The following is a 22,026-nucleotide window of genomic DNA, read 5'->3' as shown; positions in this document are numbered from 1 at the left end:
ACGCAGACGCGTTAGGGGCTTTGGGAGTATGCAGGTGTCGGGTGATTGTCAGTAACCGGTTTGTACCTTATACAGCCGCAGGGTTTTGCTGCCCCGTACAATTTTCACATACAGGGCATTATCTTTCGTGCCACGCACAAAACCGGCCTGCACATCGCCCTTACAGTCACCACCATCGTAAGGAATGTTGACACCGGTCTGGCGCACGAGGTCGATAATCCCGAAGCTTAAGTCTTCACAGGCCGGGCCCGGCAGGTCGTGAATCAGGGCAAATTTATGGTCGTCGCTGACACCGGTCAGTGAGCACATGGAGGTATTGATGTCGTTTCCCTGGCACCAGTACTCCTGGCCGGGATTGTCTTTATCCATAAGGCTTGCCGGAAGCTGAGCGGCACCGGCACTGAAGGCGGTAAGTGACAGAATGAGGGCGGGTATAGCAGAGGTCAGTATTTTCAGCATGGTCTTCGTCCTGAATTAATCCAGCCCACAGTGGGGCAAAATAAGAGTGGTTGATATCGGGTGTTATCAGAAGCGCCGGTAGCGAAACAGCTCTTTGCCCTGGTAAAGTGCCACCAGGTCGTCATATTCCGGCTTCTTCTGGTTGGGCTTAAAGGTCACTACCGTGCCCGGACGGCACAGGTCTTTTACGGTGAGACCGAATTTCTTGTCCGGAGTAATGGTGAATCCCTTCGACACATCGTTGTGCATGATAGTTATCCAGCCCCACAGGCCACCTTCGCAGTCTTTAAAAGGTGCTGAACGCACCGTGACCATCCCGCCCTGACGGTCAACAGACATGGCTTCGCATTTTCCGGTAACCTGACGATGCGCATCACACCAGAAAATATTCCCATTGTTGTCATTGACGACTGCAGGTAGCGTCCGGTTATAGGGCTGGGCCTGAGCCCCGGCACAAAGCAGAAGGCTGCCGGTAATGCCCAGTATTTTAATTAGTGTTTTCATTACGTTGGTCCTTAACAGAGAAAGTATCAGGTAGCGGTGATTCAGGCCCATACGGTCAGGGCCAGCATCACAATCCATACCCAGAAGTAAGCCGGTTTCTGACCGAGGGTTTTCGCCCGACGCCACAAATAGAACGGCACCAGCCAGGCCAGTTTGCCGAACATGGTGGTATCCACTCCGGCATTACGCAGGCGTCGCTCATCGAGATACCCCAGAGCGATATTGAGCAGCAGCGTGATAAACCAGTACTGCCCGCCCGAGACAGCCTCATATGCCTCGTCAAAAGACATTCCGTTCAGCCCTGCAGTCCACAGCTCGAGCGCATAACCAATGAAGGGAGCAAATGCCAGCGTCCATGCCACTCCACCCGGAATGCGGTTCCCCGGCAGCGCTGGTGGTGTGGTGCTGTGGAGTAGCGCTGAAGCCAGCGGGGTGGCGGAGACCGGTTGCCAGTCCGGCATGCCCTGTCGCCACACCAGCGTGGCAGCGGTGAGTTCACCGCGCGCAATCAGGCCAGTGATGTCGTCCTCGGTCACATTGTCGTGACGTATGCCATTTTTCTCGTAATGCCAGGTCATAGCTTTTCCTTCTTAACAGAGGTAATTAAATCATTGTGTTGTCCGGCTTCTCCTCAGAGGGACCAGGAGACAGGACTTCGCGGATACAGCTGAAGTGCGGAAGGGCCTGGATAAAGCCCGCCTGTGTGGTTAACTGGCAGAGACGTTTTCGCGGGGTAAAAGTGGTGTTCAGAACTGTCACCGCATGGATGGTCGCCAGAGGATGCACGGTGATATACCCGTTAAGTTCACCAGTGAGGTACCAGCAGCCGTCGAGTGATATCAGGCGGTATGGGGCCAGCCCGTCACAGCGCTCTCCCTCGGCCAGCAGCAGTACCCGCTGGCAGGCGGTAATGGCACTGACGAGACGGTAGAACACCAGTGAGATGGCCGGGGACACAGAATGTGGCGGCTGCCATACCAGACACGGCATCCCTCCGGCAGTGAGCAGCATGCCAGCCAGACGCCGGTCCAGCCCCGGAAAAATATCGGCCAGTCCTGCCCGGTGAGCAAAGGTCAGTGCATCCAACTCGCCCTGTACGCCCCCACCGGTGCTGCGCAGGCGGCATTGCCCCCGTCGATACTCAAGGTCGAGGTATATCAGCCGTTCGCGAAAATCCCGTCGCAGGGTACGGACTGACACACCAAACTCTGCAGCAAGCCGCGCCATGTTCAGCGTTTCACCGGCAACCAGGCGGCTGATTATCAGTGACAGCCTGACAGCCAGCCGGTCATGACGGCGCTCTGCCTGTGTCATCTTAAATCTCCGTAATAGTTAACTGACTGAATATGAAATGATTCTAAAGAGGGGGGCGGACAGGTTATGGACACGGGATGAACTATTTTTTATCTGCCTCCGGAAGCAGGCCCGACGCGGCACACCGTGAGATGCGGTGAAAAAACACTCAATCCAATGGAGGCAAAACGGACAGGGAGTGTCCTTTCCTAACATGCTGATAACAAGCTCAGGACTGAAACCCACTCAGCATCGCTTCAGCCATCACCCAGAGAGCCCGGTTGAGCCTCACATCTCCGTCGATACTACGCACGGCACGGGTATGCGTTCGCCCGCCTTTTGCACTCCGACCACTGAGCCCGCCCTTAATCAGGTTCTCCTGAATACGCTGGTATGTGGTCCATAGATCATTGCTCTCATCCTGCCAGCGGCGTGGGGATAGTATCTGAGGTGCTGTCACCGGCTGGTGGTCCTCACCGAAACGGTACGTCAGTGCAGCCTGTGCCAGAGCCTGTTGTGCTGGTGGCGGCAGCATCAGCGACTGCATGGCATCTCGCTTCTCTTCCACACGGTCAAAAATACCCAGCACTTCATACGCCCCCTCAATCACCTGACTCACGACATCTCCTTTGTGCGGCACCCGCACCTCGCCAAACGACTCACCGCAGACGAGTCCGTTCTGGCACACCGCACGGAATAATCCCGGCAGCATCTGATACGAGCTGGTGCCGTCATGAGAGTTGAGCAGAATGATTTCCGGGACTTGCTTGTCGGTAATTTGCCCCTCCCGACGCAGGCGCAGCATGTGCTTTGTGTGCTCGCGGCGACCTGGGTCACGCACTCTGGTCTGACAGGCAAAGAAGGGCTGAAAGCCTTCGCACTGCAGACTATCCAGCAGGGATATGGTGGGTATATATGTGTATCGTTCACTGCGGGATTCGTGTTTGTCCTCGCTGAAAACACTGGGCACTACACGAAATAGCTCTTCGCGGGTTAACGGACGGTCACGACGGATAAGATTTGATGCGCCAAAGCGCGAAGCCAGACGTGTCATAAGCAGACTCCTCATGATGGGAAAATAAAGACAGAAAAGCCCTGCCGCTCAATCGCGGCAGGGCTCAGGAAACTACGGGTTAGAGGGAGTAAGTGTTCAGAAGAAGAAATTCCAGACGGCACGAGCGACCGATACCACGGTGTCGCGTGCAGCCTGAATGATTGCCCGTATTGGGGGTGGTATCAGTGGCATGGAACTTATTGTGTCCAGTACCGAGCCGACCGTTTCACCAAAATCGTCACGCGCTTTTTTATTAACGGCATTGGTACGAAGCGGAGCACTAAGCTGTACTGCCACCGGACTGCTGGCCTCACGTGGTAAGCAACGGATCATCCGTTCAGACATCACCCGCAGCCCCCACTGCAAACGTACCGACACCGCACAGACAGGGTTTACAGGTTGGAATAGCTCATGTAACAGGCCGATTTTGCGGCTGATGTTTTGTTTCTGTTCAGTGGATAATTTATCACCACCGCTGGTGGGTTCAGCTTTATCTGCCTGACTGATAACAAATAGCATCTTATGCCGGTATGCCTCACCTATCACCTGTCGGTAAAAATATTCATCCACCGCCAGTGCCCGGTCATCGGCCTTAATCAGCCACAGTATCAAGTCGAGCCGGGGAAGTTGTTCACGGTACAGCGTGGCATACTCGCTATCGCGAACGCCACTTTCGCCCACTCCGGGCAGGTCCACGATGGTCATATAGCGCTTTCCCAGCTGCAGGCGAAAGCACAAGGGCTCGCGTGTGCAGGCTGTAATATCATTGACTGGCGACACCTCCCCGGCAAACAGTGCATTGCACAAGCTGCTCTTACCCGCGCCGGTTTTCCCCATAATGCCTATTACAGGCTCGTAGTGGGTTAACTGATTTATCTGCTGCAGAATGCGTTCAGATACCCACTGGGGCAGACCAGAAAGCGAGTTCTGCATGGGCAGCAGGCCGTCAGAATTTTTCATCGCAACTCCTTTAAAATATAGAATAAAAAAACGGCAGAACAGTGAAGTTCTGCCGTTATGTTCAGAGAAATAATATATATTTGAATATTTTTAAAAGTTTAGTATTTGCTTTGATAGAGGAGTGCGCCGAATAATATAAATTGCATATTTTCGCGAAGACTTAGAGTCGCTAGACATAGTCAATTTAAAATTTTTTTTTGGCAACATGCTCTCACTAATTAAATTGGCTCAAATACTTGCCGGTGGTTGCGATGAAATTGCTCAAGACTGTACTGTCGCAGTGTTTCCAGCCAGCGTTCGGCTACAGTGCGGCCAACCTTCAACTCCAGTGCAGCTTCACGTAACAATAGGAATTCTGTGCGTAGTGTAGTCGGCATAATACCGGGATCGTCGGTATTCACAAGCACTCGTACCGGCCCACGCCGCAAGCCATAAAGATTGGCTTCCGCACCGTTATCAAGTACAGATTCATCAGGTGGATGCCACCGGAAGATTGGGTGCTCAGCATGCGACTTTAACCGCGCAATATAAACATTGGATGTTGGATTAGCCTCTATGATTAGTCCCAACTGATCGTATTCGTTCAGCAACCAGTCCTGCAATGCATGCATAAAATCTAGTTCGGCTGTGGTTTCCACATCCTCGAGAAGATCGTTGTTGTGCTTACTACCAAAATGGGCTTGCACTAGGCTTTCATCACCCACTCGAATAACCACTAACTGTTTTTCCTTCCCACTACTCAACCATTCATGACGTGCAAAATACAGTTTACTTGCCATACTCGTACCATTGACTAATTGTTTATGGTCCGGTAGAGCGATACTTTCCTTTGATTGCAATGGCCAATCATTACGTAGTCCTTGCCAGCTGTAATGGCAGTTTCGTCGCAATAACCATGATGCAAATAAATCATCTGCTGTCGCGGATCTTAAAGGTGAACTATCAAAATCAGCAGGGCTAGAACCCAAACTATGTAGACTCATTGGATCCGGTACCTGCCACCAGCAGGACTCGCGCCAAAAACGGGCAATACGCCTAGTAAGCAGCGGTAATACCTGCTGAGCCAAGGGCAAACATGCACTCAGTAGGCTAGCGTGGTGCCATAGCCATACAAGATTATCCAGATGCTCATCAAGCGTCAGGATCATCTCACCTTGCCGTTTTGCCCAACGTTTGGGGTCAATGCCTAGCGCTAAGGCATGTCCTAGTCGATCTCCCTCGCGCATTTGACAAAACTGCACTGTTTCGTCTACATGTCGCATTCCTGAGGCGGGATGGGCGTAATCTTCTCCGGCATGGATGCTCAGATGAAAACCAGAGCAAGCCAACTCACCAGCCTGTTTCGATTTGAAGCCACTGCGCAGCCAGCGTAGTACCGGTGCAAACCATTCGATCTTCAACGCATTTTCATCACCAGCCACGTCCAACCCGCGAAACCATCGCGCTGGCTGAAAGCGGAAATTAGAGTTTAGATTTCCTCCCATGAATTCGGATGCAACCCAGCCAGACCCGCTTTGCAGATTACATACGAGGTCTTCAGCTTGTTTCCATAACCCCTTAATATCCGGTCTCGCATGCTGGTTTTTTTGATGTGTGGCAGAACGCAAGAAATGGCCGCAAAACTGCCACTTTTCCAGCGCGTGCATGCTCGCTAACGCCTTTGTATCCAGTGGTATCTCATGTTCGCCAAAAATATATGGTGGCTTGGGTAATTGCAGTCCTTCTCTCGCTATTAATTCTTTGGCGATTCTCTTAGCGAATTTTGGAGCAAAGACTGAAGGTGTGCTTTTTATCTCTGCCACGTCTCCCTGCCCCATCCATACACGCTGGACTCTGCTTGCAATATCACCTCCACGTCCAAGTGCTGGTTTGAAGTAACGTTCAACAAAACGTGTTAGCCCTTGACCATCCATAATCAGAGTACGGCGTAGAAGGTTAACGGTCTGCCAAAAGCACAAAGTGGCGGCACGTTGGAGTGGGTGGGTATTAGGTGAACGGTAGAGGCTGCACAGATACAAATATAGCCATAACCAACGGTTGGCTCGACCATATTGCATAGTACGAGCGAATTCACCCAACAGCCATTCGGACGAACCAATTTTAGCCGCAACGAATCGATTGGCGAGCACTTCCCAGTTGGGTAATTCTTTTGGTTCATCCATTCGAGTGGATAGGGTATTAAGAATACTTGGCCATCCTTGCTCCTTATCAAGGAGCAAAATCAATAACTGCCGCGCCCTTCTTTGTAGAGGCTGCAAAATCTCGTGTTGTTCTTCTTGCCAAAATCCATCTCTTTGACTAAGTGTCTTCTCATTTTTGCTTAATAAATGACCATCAAGGATAATGCAATCAGTAGTGATCCCTCCCCAATGTACATGCCCTTCAGCAAAAGGCTGGGAGGGATTGCTCGAAGGTGCGAAAAACGTTGTTTGGGCAGATAGAACGCGGTGAATATCATGGATGGCTGGCTGCGGGATATCTTCCAACCACTGAGCCAAGTGCCAACCAACCAGAAGAGTTGGATCCAACCCTGCCGCAAGACGCACATATGCCTTAACCTCACGCTCTCGGTAACTGAGCAGATCGCCATTTCGCAGCAATAGTCGTTGTTGTAAGTCATGCAGCCAAGGTAACTCTGGTGTCAGCAACAACTCACCAGCACACATTTTCCCCATCAGCTGACGAACATCGGTAAGTCGATGCTCTCTCGGATAACGAGCCTCTACACCCTCGACTAGTAAATGGTAGAAACGATCTTGAAGTTTTTCCCAAAAACCAGCTATAAATCCTTCAGATGTTGGCTGTAAACTTTGCCACAACCATGCAGCCAATCTTTCATCACCATAAAAGCATTCGGCGGCGTGTTCGCTTAGGGTTCTCTGGAGCATTAGCTATTATTTTCCGGATGCAATTTAGTTAACCGTGTTTTGAGATTTTTCACGATAATATCATTTACCCCAAATTGAGCTTCAAGATTTTCCAAGAGCTCCCTTGCTGAATCAGGATCATCTTTTAGTTGAAGTTCGATTTTCGTCCAAGGGATCCTGTCTGTTTCAGGTAAATTAAGTTCTTCTAACAATACCTCTTTGGCAGTGCGTACAGAGGGCCATTCAACCTCAATCAACTCATCAATCCATTTTCTCAGAGGGTGTTCTGCCAGACAATAACTGATAGTTCGGGTACTTTTTCCGTATGTACTTCGAATTTGGTAGGGCTCATTATCATTTTCAATTTGCGAATTACTAGGTGCAAAAGGGCCCACATTGATGTTGAAATGGTCATTCTTTTCAAAATTATTTAGTTTGTCTGCATTTAGATTGGTAGTTGCAACCACATTAGGTAAACCAAATAATTCACCTTTTTCAAAACTGCCAAATGCAGACCAAGTTGCGTAAAAAGTATGAGCCACCATATTCATTGCAATCCCAACATTTTTCATGCCACTAGGGATTTTCTCGTTACTAGCAAGTTGGCTATATACCTTGTTAAACACTTTATAGACCAGCCAGGGTGAAAGTTCGACTTGCTCAAGATTGTGCTCTTTGCGCCAATTATCAATATCATTTTGCAAAACAACAATTGGATCAAATTCATCACTAGGCTCTGCTACTGTTTCCGCTTCACCAGTTATATTTTGTACTCCTGTTGTGCTTCTATTTTCAGTCTTTAAGTAATCAATCAACAGTGTTTTAGTGGGGGCCAATGCTCGGGTGGAAAAGAATGGTGCACGACTCAATATAGTCTGCAAGTCTTCACGAGAAATAGGGCCTGCAATACTGGAAATAATTAGTTCAAAGATACGACCAATATTCAGAAGCATGGTTTGTTTAGCATTGGTATAGAAGTTGTACTGAACAAGCAGGTTGATCAAAAATGTAGCCTTCTTCTTCCCTTCATCATTTAGAACAATCCTCTCAATCATACCTTGATAATCCCATGCTGTAGCTGCATTAATGCCGACTTCTGCCACAGGATAAGGTAAAATGGTTTGATGAGATTTTAGACCAATAAGCCATTCTTCAGGTAAGCGTTCTTCCAGTGCACTTGCCCATGCTGATAGATCAGAAGTTTTGTCAAAAAAAGCAAGGTTAGCTGTATTATGTGTTAGTGGTTGGAATAGAGGTGTATCAAAAATACTGCCTTGACGTACTAATGAATCAGTATTTGTCCAATTTTGCCAGTATTGTTTGGCGATTAGCACCAGATAAACCGCACCAGCTTTGGATTCAAAACGGAAATAGTCCGCCATTTTTACGGCCAGATCATTTTTCGTTATGTTGTTTTTATTATCATTCTCTACCTTGTCAAATGAATAATCAACTGGCGATAGTTCTTTCATTTTTTCGGTAAATAGTTTGTACGCATCGGTATACTCTCGCTTTGATTTTTCGCTTAGCTCTTTATGCTTATCCTGAAACGCTGCTATTACTTCTAATGGCACCGTTGGCATCTGCCAAACTCGGCGAACTTCCAATTCATTTTTAGCGGTACGAATTGCATCAGGTAATAAAGCAATAAAACTGCTGCAATGGCCAATCAGTTGGGTTAAGCTGCGAATAGACGGTATTGGTAAAATAATACGGCTATCCTCTTGTCCATTTACAGGTCCAGATATAAAAATTTCCAACCAGGCGATGAAATTACGCAATGGCATAATGTCACCGAACTTTTCGCTACGTAAATAGATGTCTGTCTGTTGCCAATAGCTGCTGACTGCTGGCATAGTCAGTCTACGCGGGAAAGGTAGAATTTTTCTTTGGTATTCTTCAGCTAATTCCAGTGACCTTTCATACGCTGACTCCGCTAGGTAGTCCGAGTCTTTTATCAAACGTCCATGGAAATCACGCCAAGTCACTTCATGATATAGAGCCCGGTCACCACTGACGATTGGTAGTACATAAGGCGTTGTCATATAGCGGCGGATTATTTCTAGGTTTTCAAAAGCTCGATTAAGAGAAGTGTCTACGTCGTCAATCGGTAGAACCAGCAGCTTTTTACCTAGAAGATGCACAGCTTCACGAAAAAAGTCTTGCACGCTGTCGGCTAGGTGTTTATTACCATACATAGCACGTACTTTGTCCATGCCAGAGTGTTCTTTCTGTGTATCGACCGCTTCCAACGTGTGTGCGAGCTTGTCTAAAGCTCGGTTGAGCGCACGTGACTGTTCAGGTTTGTTGCATTGAGCCTGTTTTATCCCATCGTCGTGCAGAACTGCCGCCACTATGATATGAAGGAACAATGATTCGCCGTCCTCCAGAAGGGTTGGATCGATCGGTTCCATAATGTGGATATCTGAAAGCAGATCATTATGTTCCAGTTCAAGATAACGTTTGAGGTTTACCAGCACGGCTGTTTTGCCAGTGCCACGTGCTCCATCGATCGAGATAGCATTGTGTGCTCGCAACTCGTTTAATGATTTGTCTTTTGCCTCGATTGCACGATTCCTCGCTTGCCGGATCAGTACTGCCAATTGCTCGTAAATTTCCTCACGAGGTAGCAAGGTATTGGCGTCATGAAGCACGGCAGTTTCGCCGACATTGAGTGGGATATATTTGTTTTTCTCTTGCTGAGTCATATGCGGCACCTGGTATAAGCCTCTCGGCAATATGCCGCGGCATGTAATAACTATCTATTATCTTACAATTAACGTCGTAAAGATTGTTAGATGACAAAAGTATTTTCATGATTGATATTCAGATTACTGACATAAGTCAGCGGAGATACTTAGTTATATGTGATCTATGTCTCATTTTTAAGTCACGGAAATGCCACCAATGTCCGCTTTGGTATTAAGAGGGCAAAGTGAATTGCTTCTTGCCCCATGAGTGAAATGGGGAGATTAGAGATGATGTTGATCTGGCCTAAAAGATTTTGCAGCTAAACACATTGTCACTCTGCTCAGCGTATCGGGAAGTTTCACGATGTAGCGACCAGCTCTAGCTCTTTGGAGCAATCGCTTGCATATTAAAGCAGCAGCAACACAACCCGATTCGGAGGCGAATAGCCCAACAGAAATTCGTACATTTTGAACACACCTTCTGGTTCACATGCTTAATCAATAATTATTTCTTTTAAATCAATGAATTAATTTTGATTGCATTTTGGTTTGAACCCTTGCGATTTAGACGTATTATTTTAAGATTAATCCACTTGCCCAACCTTCATTGCTGCTTGTGAGTGTGCGTGAGGAATGATTTTAAGGTTATATATCATGGAGTTATTGAAGTTTCTGGCAGCGATTTTAGTAATTTACTTGTTGTTTTTTAGAAAGAAAAAACGTAAATCTCCAAAGTCTTATGCTTCAAGCCCCGTGAAAGCACCGCCAAAAGAATGGATCGCTGACATCAAGAAAAAAGAGACGGTTGTGCGAAACGATGATAGTGAAGATAACAACCTTGCAACCTTTACATTGAGTGGTGGCCGGGGTGTTGAACTTCGGGAGACAACCAATCATTACCAGAGCACCTCAAAGTCAGTAGGTGCATTAGCTCGCTGGGTACTTCCGGGTGAAATGATAACTGTAGCTGGTGTAACAATTAGCGGTGGCCACATTTACATGGGGCAACGTATGAAGCCCTCTAGTCAGGAGTCAGGCGGCTATTATGACGATGGAAGTGAGGCATCATTAATTGATGATACATGTAAGATACAACCCACTTCGTATCTTTACGAAGACAGTTCATTAGGATACTGGCCCAGTTTTTCCTCTCTTTCCCCTGAAGCACGCGGTGCGTATGTTAGTTGGCTTGCCAGCGATAGGTCCGACCCATCGTGTCCTATAGGCTATGTTTTTATATACCTCTACGGTCTGGAAAGAAAAGCGCTTGTAGATTCCACTTACCAAAAATTCCCTGCTGCTGAGTTCAGCAGCCTGTTCAATGAAGTCGCTCGGTTAAGATCGGTATTCATTGAGAACCGCTCCTTCCGTGTATATTCGACGCAATTGCTCGAAGCCATGTCTATTCTGCGTCCGGATTTGGGTTTAACCACTGTGCTCGATAGCGATTCTGGTTTCAGCAACGGCATGCAATTTAAGCTGGCTCTGGCAAAAACTGTACATGAAGGAGTTCCTGTATCAGCTGAACTGGCATTGAACTGGGTAATAAACCATACCGAGTATTCGCTGCGTACCCCGGCTCGCCGCTGTGCTAAAGAGTTTGCTGCGCTTTTCAAACGGCGTTACACCCTCAAATATGGTGAAGGGATGGTCGTTAAGGCGAATAAAACGCGCCTAAGGTTAGATTACACACCAGCAAGTCCTAGTTTGCGAGGTGTCCGACTTCCTGTTCCTGACCTGCCTGATCCAAGTGCATTGAAGGGACCTGTCCAAAAAATTATGGCCCTTGCTGACATATGTACAGATGAACTTGATGCTTACAGTCGCTACCTTGGCCGGAAAGGTACGTCAGTCAATGATACGGCTGCAATTATGTTGCTCCCTTCAGAGATCGTTAATGAAAGCGCAGAAAAAATATTAAGCTCATTCAAACGCTGGGCTGATGAGGCGATCCTCGAAAAAGAGGGGCGAGTATCAGTTGCTGACTTTTGGGCACATATGAATGCCAGCTGTCCAACTAAAATCAATAAAAAAGAGGCCGACTTGATGCAGGCCTTTGCTCTGAAGATGGGTTACGGTCTGGCACCTGACCCGTATTATCACCATGTGAAGGCGGATGTTGATGGGACACTTGTTCTATTCCCTGCCGCCGAAGGTGGACGCTTCTCACCTTCTCCTGAATTTATCTCAGCAGTAATGACGCTCAGATTAGGGGCGATGGTCGCCTTGATTGACGATTCCCTTGATCAAGCTGAACAGAAAGTTCTTGAGAATGCCATCAACAACAATCCTGTCTTCACCGATGATGAAAAGCGCTCTCTACATGCGTACTTAACGTGGCAACTTCATACCCCAGCCAATATGACGGGAATGAAAAGCAGGGTTGAGTTGATGGGGGCTGCGGAAAAGGCTGCTGTGGGTAAAGTTATCGTTAGTGTTGCCTGCTCAGATGGAACAATAGCGCCTGCCGAAATTAAACAGCTTGAGAAGATTTATTCAAGTTTGGGTCTGGATCCCTCATCTGTCTCGAGCAATATCCATCAGCATTCTGCAACTGAACATGATCTCGTCTCGTCTGTACCAACTGATCAGCCAACGGCAGGGTTCACACTGGATGCTAATGTACTTGCCCGACACGAATCTGCCACGGATGATGTTCGTAAATTACTGAACACAATTTTCACCGAAGAAGAACCGGAAGAGCCAGAAAGCGCACCTGCCTCATTAACGGAGGCGGGGGGCCTTGATTCCGCACATAGCCAGCTTTATCGCAGTTTGCTGGAGAAAGAACAGTGGTCCCGGAAAGAGGCGACAGAATTGTGCGGAAATTTGAACTTGATGCTCGGCGGTGCGCTTGAGGTGATCAATGACTGGTCCTATGCGGTGGTTGATGCTCCGGTACTGGACGATACCGATGATGATATCTGGGTTGACCTGGAAATTGCCAAAGAATTAGAGGGATAGTGAATGTCTGTAACACGTATAAGAGTGAAAGAACGCGACGCTATTATTCAGTCACTTAAGTCAGGTGTAACGCCAAGGATAGGCATTCAGCATATCCAGGTTGGCCGCGTGAATGAGATCACCGCTCTCCATCAGGATATTGAGAGGATTGCTGACGGTGGTGCAAGCTTCAGACTTATCATCGGTGAATATGGTTCTGGTAAAACGTTCTTTCTGAGTGTTGTGCGCTCTATTGCGCTGGAGAAGAAGTTGGTGTCAGTCAGTGCTGACCTTTCTCCTGACAGACGTATTCACTCATCGGGAGGTCAGGCTCGTAATCTTTATTCTGAGCTCATGAAAAACATGTCCACCAGAAACAAGCCGGATGGTAATGCGTTACTTAGCGTTGTTGAAAGGTTCGTTACGGAGGCAAGGAAGGAAGCTGACACGGACGGCTCCGAGGTTTCATCAGTTATTCATAAACGCCTGGCAGCACTATCAGATATGGTCGGTGGATATGACTTTGCGAAGGTCATTGATGCATTCTGGCGGGGGCATGAGCAGGATAACGAAACGCTAAAATCCAATGCCATTCGCTGGTTGCGTGGAGAGTACAATACTAAAACTGATGCCCGTCACGATCTCGACGTTCGGACTATTATCTCAGACGCTTCATTCTATGACTCTTTGAAGCTGATGAGCCTTTTTGTCCGCCAGGCTGGCTATGCCGGTCTTTTGGTCAGCCTCGACGAAATGGTGAACCTCTTTAAACTGAATAATACGCAAGCAAGAACAGCGAACTACGAACAGATTTTGCGGATCCTGAATGACTGCCTGCAAGGTTCAGCCGAGAACATTGGTTTTATCCTCGGGGGGACGCCAGAGTTCCTTTTCGATCCGCGCAAAGGTCTTTACAGCTATGAGGCGCTCCAATCACGTCTGGCGGAAAATCGGTTCGCGCAAAAAGCAGGAGTGATTGACTACTCGTCTCCTACTTTGCATCTTGCCAGCCTCACCCCTGAGGAACTGTATATTTTACTGAGAAATCTTCGCCATGTTTATGCAGGCGGAGATCCAGAGAATTATCTGATTCCAGATGAGGCACTGACTGGATTTCTGCATCACTGTAGTAAAACCATTGGAGATGCTTACTTCCGTACCCCCCGTAATACCATAAAAGGTTTCTTGGACATGCTGGCCGTGCTGGAACAAAACAGAACGATGAATTGGCAAACACTAATCGAGGGTGTGGCGATTGAAGAGGACAGGCCCAGCGATATGGATGACGCCATTGTAGAGGAAAGCGATGACGATGACGGACTGGCGAACTTCAAACTATGAGCAGTGCCTATGATAGTCTCGATCCCCGCGTCCGTAAGTGGGTTTACAAGCAGGGGTGGTCTACATTAAGGCCCTTGCAGGAGAGTTCTATCCCGGCAATTTTAGCCCGTGATCGAGACGTGCTAATCAGTGCAGGCACAGCAGCGGGTAAAACAGAGGCTTTCTTTCTTCCTGCCTGTTCGGCAGTTGCAGATCTCACTAATGGATTTGGCATCGTCTATATCAGTCCGTTGAAGGCATTGATTAACGATCAGTACCGTCGTCTTGAGAGCCTTGGAGATGCATTGGAAATGCCAGTGACTCCCTGGCACGGGGATGTGCCACAAAGCAAAAAGAAGAAGGCTCGGACAAACCCTGCTGGCATTTTACTGATTACACCTGAGTCACTTGAGTCTTTGCTCATAAATTCAATGGGCTGGCTCAAACAGGCGTTTTCTTCAGTCGCATACATCGTTATTGATGAGTTTCATGCTTTTATTGGCTCAGAGCGTGGTGTACAGCTGCTTTCTCTGCTCAATAGAATTGACCATGTGCTAGGACGCCAGGTAAATCCAATTCCCCGCGTTGCGTTGAGTGCCACGCTGGGGGAACTGGAGAAAGTGCCCGAAATGTTGCGCCCGGACAAACGACTTCCCTGCGTAACTGTTACAGATAGTAATAGCACGGCCACTCTTCAGGTACAGGTCAAAGGGTACCTGGAGCGAGTGAACCAAAAAGAGGAAGAACTTCAGAGTTCAGCTGAACATGACGTTTGCGCTGACATTTTTAGACTTTGCCGTGGCGATTCTCATTTGGTCTTTGCAAACAGCCGAAAGCGCACTGAAAGTATTGCGGCAACGCTGAGCGACATGTGTGAGGAACAAATTGTTCCGAATGAATTTTTCCCCCACCATGGTTCCCTTGCCAAGGAATTACGTGAGGCGCTTGAATCTCGTCTTCAGAAAGGTAATTTGCCCACAACTGCTGTTTGTACAATGACGCTTGAGTTGGGAATTGATATCGGTAAGGTTAAGTCGGTTATCCAAGTTACGCCTCCGCATTCTGTTTCCAGTCTGCGTCAGCGTATGGGACGTTCTGGGCGACGCGACTCCCCATCAGTTCTAAGAATGCTAATTACAGAAAATGAGCTTACTGTAACTAGCAGTATCGTTGACCACCTACGGCTGCAGTTGGTCCAGTCGATGGCAATGATCAGATTGATGATCTCTAAACAATGGTTTGAACCAGCAGATGCTCGACAGATGCATTATTCCACGCTGTTGCACCAGATTCTTGCTATTACGGCACAATGGGGCGGAGTTCGTGCCGACCAGCTCTGGTCACAACTATGCCAGACAGGGCCGTTTAGAAATGTAGATTTAAACGATTTCAAAAGTCTGCTTAAACATATGGGAACCTGTGGCCTGCTCACTCAACTTGCTAGCGGCGAAATGGTTGTTGGGGCAGAGGGTGAGAAACTGACTAACCATTACACGTTTTATGCCGTGTTCAATACACCGGAAGAGTTCCGCATTGTCACCGGAAACAGAACCCTTGGAACAGTGCCTGTGGACTCCCCACTGCTACCAGACCAACATATCATCTTCGGTGGGCGGCGCTGGAAAGTGACAGAGATCGAGACAGAGAAAAAAGTTATCTATGTAGAGGCGACCAAAGGCGGTCAGCCACCACAATTTAGTGGGGGAGGAATGTCTGTTCATGATGCCGTACGTCAGGAAATGCTCGCTATCTATAGGGAAAGTGATTACCGCATAGCGATAGGTAGCAAGAGAGTCGATTATGCCGATTCTGCCGCCAGAAATCTATTTGCTGAAGGCTGTAGTAACTTTCGGCATTATGACCTGCAAAATGAATATTTTATTACGAGCGGGCAACACTGTTACGTAATTCCCTGGATGGGGGATAAAGTTGTGAATACGATTACAGCCTTGCTCCTACGCTGTGGTTTTAAAGCAAATTCGTTTGCTGGTGTTATAGAAATCGATAATTCAAGTGTAGCTTCCGTTCAGCACGCGCTTAAAGAAATACTGTTGTCAGGCTTGCCATCTGCATTTGATCTTGCTACAGATGTTCCAGAAAAGCACTTGGATAAATATGATGATTATTTACCAGAATCCCTTCTTGCGAAGGGATTTGGGGAAAGGGCGTATGATATAGCAGGTGCACGCATCTGGCTGCAAAAAAATCTTTAGTAATATAATGTTGTATTTAGGGTTTAAATAAGTTAACTATATCCTAAATTTATTTACCTGTTGATTTGCTAGGCTTCAACCCCGGGGGGTTGCCAGGTGTATCTTTATTATCACGTCGACGTTGATCCGGTTTTCCTGTCGATTTAGCAATTGGCTTTGGACCTGGTTTTAGACCCATGATAGTTTTCCTTTTGAAATTTAAGAGAAAGACTCTCAGCATCAATATTATTGATGTTTTGAAAATTATCAATGGAAGCGAGCAATGTTTCAATAATTAACTCTAAATATGCGAACAGTGTCAGCTTTAGGGACTAAGTGGTTAGATCTGATGGAACTGACCACTTAGTCCCAAAATATAATATATTTATAAGTTTAAGGGCTAACGATAACTCTTATATCCGATCCGGAAATACTTTTAATGTATGAGTAACTCGTTCCAAGCACTGCTAACTGACCGCTAGAAATTTTTGTAGCTGAAATAGCAGGTTGTACTATAGCAAACCTGAAAACCAGTTCGTGATCATGACACTTATTTCGCAATATCTCGAGTTGTTCTGGGAGTCCTTTTAGGATTCTATCAAAACCGATTGGAAGCGACTTTTGATAACGATCCATCAAACGATCAAAAAACTTCTCACCCGTATATAACCATTTTACAGATCTGGATGCCTGACCACACACTTCGTAAACATCGTTCACGCGGGCTCCTGGTATAGCCACTCCATCAGTCAAGGAACAATATTTGCAGTGAAATAAATCAATATGAATGACATTTTTACTTTCACGAATTGCAACGAGATCGGCGATTTCACCTGCACCATCATCATTGAATACTATACTGTAATCATCAGCAATCTTGTTGTAAGTAAATCCCTGTACACTATCAAAGCGTTTTTCTGCACGCATTGATTCCTGATGAATTTTAGTTGTCCCCCAATCCCATACCTCAAGTAGAGAGATTGGCAGTTTTATATCTACACTGTTGGGCGAGAAATAACGATAATTACCTAGAAGCATTGACCCATCGACACTTAGTAGCACCAGTGGTTCGCTATCCAAGTATTCATCTAACGGAACCTCTTGAGATAATGAAATTTTCAAACCGGGGCAGTGTGTTTTGTAGCCATCCTCCAATAGCTTAATATTGATCTTTGTAATTAGATGTTCCAATCCATCTGTATCTGCGACGTACACAGGAATACTTAAAGTTAGGTCATCATCATAATTTGGCTTGCCCAGAACAATATCAAGAAGGTTGAACCTCTCTCCCTGAAAAATAAGAGATATTTTTTGTTCATTCTCGATTGCTATGGACTCAGGCCAGTCTGAGTAAAAAAGGCCATCAGGCCATTTTTGCTCAATTTTCTCTGCTCGCATGACATTCTTCAATAAATCACTTGGGTCTATTGTTTTATCATTAAGTTTCTTAGAGATATTTTTACACCATTCGACCCAATAATTAATTGGTGATGAGTTCATCTCCCAAATTTTACCTTTGTGCGAGCAACCAACTGTAGTTCTATCACCTTGTTCGAAACCAGTTGCAAAAACGTTGGATTTCTTTGCACTACCTTTTTCAATCTCACTGATTACTTGATTGATGTCGTGACCTACATGCATCGTAAATCGGAGATCCTTTCGGGCACGAGATAAGCCTACGTTTTGCAATTTCATTAACTTAATATTGTGGAGCGAGCGAAATGTCGGTTCACCATTAATACGTACAGGTTCTTTAGCCACTAAATTAAGGAATCGGTTAGATTGCATGTCATCACCCGATGTGTGAATAAAAAGTGTGTTCTCGGGTTTGTTGTAAAATGCCAGATATAAGAGCCAGTTGGTGTCGAAAATAGCTTCAGTTTGAGCCCATCCAACAAGTGTTTCTCGTTTTGTTACTACGATGACTGTATCTGCTTCATCATTAATGGAAATATATTGTAACTTCTCTCTGTTGCCAGACATTTCATTTGCTCTTTCCGGCATCCAGTTCTTGGGGGAAAGATGATAGGCTGTTGCACTAATCTTTGGATTTGGATTCAACCCAAAGATAGTATCTGCGTCTTTCTCATCTGAAAACTGCCCACTGAATGACTCTTTTTCTATTTCCTTACTAACTTTTTCTTGACTAACATCCCGGATCACAGAACCCCAGTCAGCACTCTCTTTATAGAGCTCTGACATTTGGTGATCAGTCTTTTGGTTTGCAATGTTGGCAACAAATTTTGCGTTCCCAAGAGAATTATCAACCCTAGTTAACCGGCCAATAAACTGTAATGTGACTGCAGGGCTTCTGTGCTGATCATGAATAGCAGCGATTTTAAGTTCAGGCAAATCAAAACCTTCCCCTAGCATGTCCACACAAACGATGATTCGGTATTTTTTCAGGACAATCTCTTCGAAAATTCTAGCTTGGTTTGGAACTTTGCTATGTATTAATACCGGGTTAAGATCCGCATGAGTCCTGTAAATTTCGAAGAGGGCTTCAGCTCGTTTTTGTGATTTAGCCCGCACTAACATCAGATGGTTATAGCCCGCTTGTATATCTTTTCTCAATAGCTCTACAGCCTGATCTGCTATAGCTTGGTCAGAGCGATCTAAATTGTATTCCCGTACTGGGTGAAATTCGATGCTTTTGAAATAGCCATCATTTTGAGCATCGCGAAGAGGGTAGTTATAAATAATTTTTCCTTCTAATGCTAAACCATCTTCTCGAAATGGAGTTGCGGTAAACTGAATACATGGTTTCCCGTTGAAAGATTTTTTGATACGGCCCCAACTTGTTGCTGCAACGTGATGGGCTTCATCTATTAGAAGGTGACTACAGATTCCTACCAAAGCTTGCAGTGCATCCTTATCGAATAGTTGGAGGGCTTGCGGAGTAGCTACAATAACATTTGCTTTAGCAAGCTGAAGAACTTCTTGTTCAGACATTCCCGAGTTGATTACTTCGACTACAGGGTTTAAAGCCGTATCAGATATGGCTCCCACAGTGCGAAGTGTTACGAATTTTTCGCATTTACCAGATATTTGAGTTCTCAGAGCATCTGATGGAACCAGAATTAAGGTTCTAGACATTTTGCCTGCAATGAGCAGGGCAAGCATTGTGTCAGTTTTTCCTGTACCCGTAGGCATTACGACCGTTGCCGGGGAGGAAGGGTCAACCACCAGATGCCCCAGCGTTGCATAAATAGCAGCTAATTGGGGCTTACGTAGACCGGGAGTGTTGGTCAAGGGTACTGCAAGACTGAAATTAAATCGGTGATCCTGCCAACTTTGAAAGACATCCGTATAATTAGCTACTTCGCTCATAGACTTTTCCTAGGTTAACGACAAAGGAAGAATTCGGATCTCTATATTACCATGAGGCTAATACCTCTTTTAGAGGTATATTGTGACGAACCCGATAATTGAGCGAAAAACATATCTTAATTTTGTAGGGATTGTTACAACCTGCTACATGTAGCAAGTTGTAGCAGGGTACCGAGGCAGACTATAGAAATTTCACGGAGAAATGTGTCAATTATGTTAATAGCACTCTGAGTGAGGATAAATACCTCACTCAGAGTGCTATTAACAGGCTAATCCGCCTAAGCGTGAACACTGGCTTGTGCCAAAATTACGGTAATCGCTGTAAATATTCTTGGTACTGGTTTACGCCAGATACGCCAGTCGAATCAGGAAACGCCAGTAGGCATGAAATATGATCGACCCGTTAGCTGAAATAAATAACATACTCATCTATCTCTGACCCCTGCTACAGCTGCTACACGTAGCAGCTGTAGCAGGGGAAACATAAAGCGTTATTTACTTTTTCTGACTGAACCAGTACTTCTCTGTTGACGTATGGATACGTTTCCCTTTTCCATAATTTTCCCTATCTACGTTTTTCTGATGCAATTCTCAAAGCCCCACATACCTTTTCCCGAAGACGTTTTGGCTTCTCTGTTACTCCGGCAAATGTCCTAATGTGTCCTAGTTCTTCTCCAGGGCATCTCAAATAACTAATAAAAACATTGATGCTACTCAGGAAATTATAAAGTGTGCATTTATCAAGTACGCCAACCAGGTTTTCATTCAATTCGCGAGCTGTTAGTGTTTTATTTTTTACTATAAACCCGGCCAGTTCATTACTATCAATACTATCACCTGTTTCGCAAACCAGGGAATTTAGCTTACCCAGCGCAAATTCTATTTCATTAAGAAGCCCGAATATAGATTGCGGACAGACTTCAGACGGTGAATCCTCAGATAAGTAACTTACCTTTCTTATCATGTGGTTGTACATTTTTATTGCACGCATGATCGTCATGTTATCTGCAGATAGTACAACATTACTATCAGTTTCTCCTGTAGTTACAGGTATAAAATCAGTAAGGGTACCTTGATTACTCAAAGTACTGTTTATCACGGATAGTAATGTTTTGTTTCTTATTTTTTTTCTTTCCAGTTTTACTTTTAATGCCATTTTGATAACTGAAAAGGCTGAAGGCAGATAACCAATAGGTAAGCTATCTAATGGGATTTTGTTTACAAGACAGAAGGCTTCGTATATTTTATTTTGACTGAGAAAAGTGATGATTTGCAAAAGTTGGGAGTAAGGCTTTAGTACATCTGAGTTAGTGGCGGCATTGAGACTGGATTCCATTTCGGCTAAATCCCACTTAGTGTATTTGTTGCCTTCACTAATGTTGAAAATAAGCCATTTTAATTCGTGAACGTAGCGATACGGTTTCTCCTCTATCATTACCGAAATCGGTCGGACTGCTTCGTTATAAAATGGGAGTGTGATATAGTGTAATAGTCGTTCATCATACCCTTTGGAATAAAGATATCGACATAGAATGCCAAAGCTAGTGTTGTAATTAACGCCATTGCTCACCGTATGTCGGTAATGCATGGATATTGCTGCGACAGCAGAGGTCTTGCGTTCAAATGCAAGTAACACGTTAAGTGAAAGATAAGCTTTTTCAATTTTATTTAAATTCAGAAAATTGAGTTTTATGTTCTTTTCAGAGATGTAACTTTCATCATACTCTAAACGGCAATCTTTTATTATTCTCCTTATAGTCGCTTCCTTCTGTCCACTACTTGCTTTAATGTCATTAATGAAACTAATTAGTGGTGCCAGATGATCCGTGTAGTGAAACTCAAGTGTGCGAATATATTCGCGAAGGTATTCCTTTACTCCTGAATAAATCTTTCTTTTATCAGCGCTTCCGTGTGGGCAGTGTATGCTGATTAAAAAACGATGAATATGGTAATAGAAATGCATTTCATCATCGGGGGGAAGAGAATTATAGACGTCTAATGCTACTATGGGAGGCAATGCGACCTGAAGGTATCGCTTTGTGATTTGGCTATTATCTAGATGAGAAAAGACCGGAATATGCATTAGCGCGTTATATAGTTGCTCGTATTTGTAAAATACTTCGCGTCTTTCTTCGAGGCTGAAGACTTCATTGCTGTCAATTATTCTTATTAAATCGTTATAGCCTTGATCGAAAAAATTCTGATGAAAGGAAAAACTGCTGTTTCCACGCACTTCACGCCGTTCGTCATCTTTTTCAAACAGGCCAAAGCACTGGTAAAGACGATACATCATATCAGCAAAAGCATGAGTCCCCACGTTCCCTCCGGTTGGTTTCCGTTTTTTGACGGGGACAGTATCTCAGATGGTGTGAGAAAGTCGAATCCAGCTAAAGAGGTCCAACAGGAGGAGTGAA

Annotated in this window: 13 protein-coding genes; 3 read left to right on the top strand and 10 right to left on the bottom strand. The window is 45.7% G+C overall.

The window, feature by feature from the left end; genetic code table 11:
- Positions 1–48: 48 nt before the first annotated feature.
- From AC1MKH_RS18980 to rdrA, 8 genes are all read right to left on the bottom strand, one after another.
- Complete coding sequence (locus AC1MKH_RS18980) at positions 49–459, bottom strand: hypothetical protein (protein ID WP_220439124.1); 411 nt, start codon at positions 457–459, stop codon at positions 49–51.
- Between the two features lie 66 nt (positions 460–525).
- Positions 526–963, bottom strand: coding sequence for a hypothetical protein (locus tag AC1MKH_RS18975; RefSeq protein ID WP_038434461.1), 438 nt, complete (start codon positions 961–963; stop codon positions 526–528).
- A gap of 41 nt (positions 964–1,004) precedes the next feature.
- The gene (locus AC1MKH_RS18970) at positions 1,005–1,541 is read right to left on the bottom strand and encodes a DUF4339 domain-containing protein (RefSeq protein ID WP_181547644.1); all 537 of its coding nucleotides are present in this window, start codon (positions 1,539–1,541) and stop codon (positions 1,005–1,007) included.
- Between the two features lie 25 nt (positions 1,542–1,566).
- Complete coding sequence (locus AC1MKH_RS18965) at positions 1,567–2,277, bottom strand: DeoR family transcriptional regulator (protein WP_220439125.1); 711 nt, start codon at positions 2,275–2,277, stop codon at positions 1,567–1,569.
- Between the two features lie 208 nt (positions 2,278–2,485).
- Positions 2,486–3,310, bottom strand: a complete 825-nt coding sequence (locus AC1MKH_RS18960) for a DUF932 domain-containing protein (protein WP_220439127.1) — start codon at positions 3,308–3,310, stop codon at positions 2,486–2,488.
- 96 nt (positions 3,311–3,406) lie between these two features.
- Complete coding sequence (locus AC1MKH_RS18955) at positions 3,407–4,270, bottom strand: GTPase family protein (protein ID WP_047358927.1); 864 nt, start codon at positions 4,268–4,270, stop codon at positions 3,407–3,409.
- A gap of 218 nt (positions 4,271–4,488) precedes the next feature.
- Positions 4,489–7,158: an antiviral RADAR system adenosine deaminase RdrB gene (gene rdrB / locus AC1MKH_RS18950; RefSeq protein WP_047358926.1), complete on the bottom strand. Its 2,670-nt coding sequence runs from the start codon at positions 7,156–7,158 to the stop codon at positions 4,489–4,491.
- Positions 7,158–9,845: an antiviral RADAR system adenosine triphosphatase RdrA gene (gene rdrA / locus AC1MKH_RS18945; protein WP_220439130.1), complete on the bottom strand. Its 2,688-nt coding sequence runs from the start codon at positions 9,843–9,845 to the stop codon at positions 7,158–7,160. Before rdrA ends, rdrB begins: the two co-directional genes overlap by 1 nt.
- Before the next feature lie 636 nt (positions 9,846–10,481).
- Between rdrA and AC1MKH_RS18940 the strand changes: the two genes are divergently transcribed.
- Genes AC1MKH_RS18940 through AC1MKH_RS18930 form a run of 3 tightly spaced genes read left to right on the top strand, consistent with a single transcriptional unit; the run spans position 10,482 to position 16,303 of the window.
- Positions 10,482–12,791, top strand: a complete 2,310-nt coding sequence (locus AC1MKH_RS18940) for a tellurite resistance TerB family protein (protein WP_047359256.1) — start codon at positions 10,482–10,484, stop codon at positions 12,789–12,791.
- Between the two features lie 3 nt (positions 12,792–12,794).
- The gene (locus tag AC1MKH_RS18935; protein ID WP_220439132.1) at positions 12,795–14,111 is read left to right on the top strand and encodes an ATP-binding protein; all 1,317 of its coding nucleotides are present in this window, start codon (positions 12,795–12,797) and stop codon (positions 14,109–14,111) included.
- Complete coding sequence (locus tag AC1MKH_RS18930) at positions 14,108–16,303, top strand: DEAD/DEAH box helicase (RefSeq protein ID WP_047359258.1); 2,196 nt, start codon at positions 14,108–14,110, stop codon at positions 16,301–16,303. Before AC1MKH_RS18935 ends, AC1MKH_RS18930 begins: the two co-directional genes overlap by 4 nt.
- A 372-nt stretch (positions 16,304–16,675) precedes the next feature.
- Here AC1MKH_RS18930 and AC1MKH_RS18925 read toward each other — a convergent pair whose 3' ends face one another.
- Positions 16,676–19,612: a DEAD/DEAH box helicase gene (locus AC1MKH_RS18925; protein WP_181547652.1), complete on the bottom strand. Its 2,937-nt coding sequence runs from the start codon at positions 19,610–19,612 to the stop codon at positions 16,676–16,678.
- A gap of 565 nt (positions 19,613–20,177) precedes the next feature.
- A complete protein-coding gene (locus AC1MKH_RS18920) occupies positions 20,178–21,929 on the bottom strand; it encodes a hypothetical protein (RefSeq protein WP_276223304.1) in 1,752 nt (583 codons plus the stop codon).
- Positions 21,930–22,026: the final 97 nt, after the last annotated feature.

It is taken from the genome of Pseudocitrobacter sp. CD920760, assembly GCF_057782505.1.
This window is presented reverse-complemented; position numbering and strand designations above follow the sequence as displayed.

What these genes read in the sequence shown, in the direction of transcription:
- AC1MKH_RS18980 (WP_220439124.1), bottom strand. Translation starts at nt 459, where the DNA reads ATGCTGAAAATACTGACCTCTGCTATACCCGCCCTCATTCTGTCACTT.
- AC1MKH_RS18975 (WP_038434461.1), bottom strand. Translation starts at nt 963, where the DNA reads ATGAAAACACTAATTAAAATACTGGGCATTACCGGCAGCCTTCTGCTT.
- AC1MKH_RS18970 (WP_181547644.1), bottom strand. Translation starts at nt 1,541, where the DNA reads ATGACCTGGCATTACGAGAAAAATGGCATACGTCACGACAATGTGACC.
- AC1MKH_RS18965 (WP_220439125.1), bottom strand. Translation starts at nt 2,277, where the DNA reads ATGACACAGGCAGAGCGCCGTCATGACCGGCTGGCTGTCAGGCTGTCA.
- AC1MKH_RS18960 (WP_220439127.1), bottom strand. Translation starts at nt 3,310, where the DNA reads ATGACACGTCTGGCTTCGCGCTTTGGCGCATCAAATCTTATCCGTCGT.
- AC1MKH_RS18955 (WP_047358927.1), bottom strand. Translation starts at nt 4,270, where the DNA reads ATGAAAAATTCTGACGGCCTGCTGCCCATGCAGAACTCGCTTTCTGGT.
- rdrB (WP_047358926.1), bottom strand. Translation starts at nt 7,158, where the DNA reads ATGCTCCAGAGAACCCTAAGCGAACACGCCGCCGAATGCTTTTATGGT.
- rdrA (WP_220439130.1), bottom strand. Translation starts at nt 9,845, where the DNA reads ATGACTCAGCAAGAGAAAAACAAATATATCCCACTCAATGTCGGCGAA.
- AC1MKH_RS18940 (WP_047359256.1), top strand. Translation starts at nt 10,482, where the DNA reads ATGGAGTTATTGAAGTTTCTGGCAGCGATTTTAGTAATTTACTTGTTG.
- AC1MKH_RS18935 (WP_220439132.1), top strand. Translation starts at nt 12,795, where the DNA reads ATGTCTGTAACACGTATAAGAGTGAAAGAACGCGACGCTATTATTCAG.
- AC1MKH_RS18930 (WP_047359258.1), top strand. Translation starts at nt 14,108, where the DNA reads ATGAGCAGTGCCTATGATAGTCTCGATCCCCGCGTCCGTAAGTGGGTT.
- AC1MKH_RS18925 (WP_181547652.1), bottom strand. Translation starts at nt 19,612, where the DNA reads ATGAGCGAAGTAGCTAATTATACGGATGTCTTTCAAAGTTGGCAGGAT.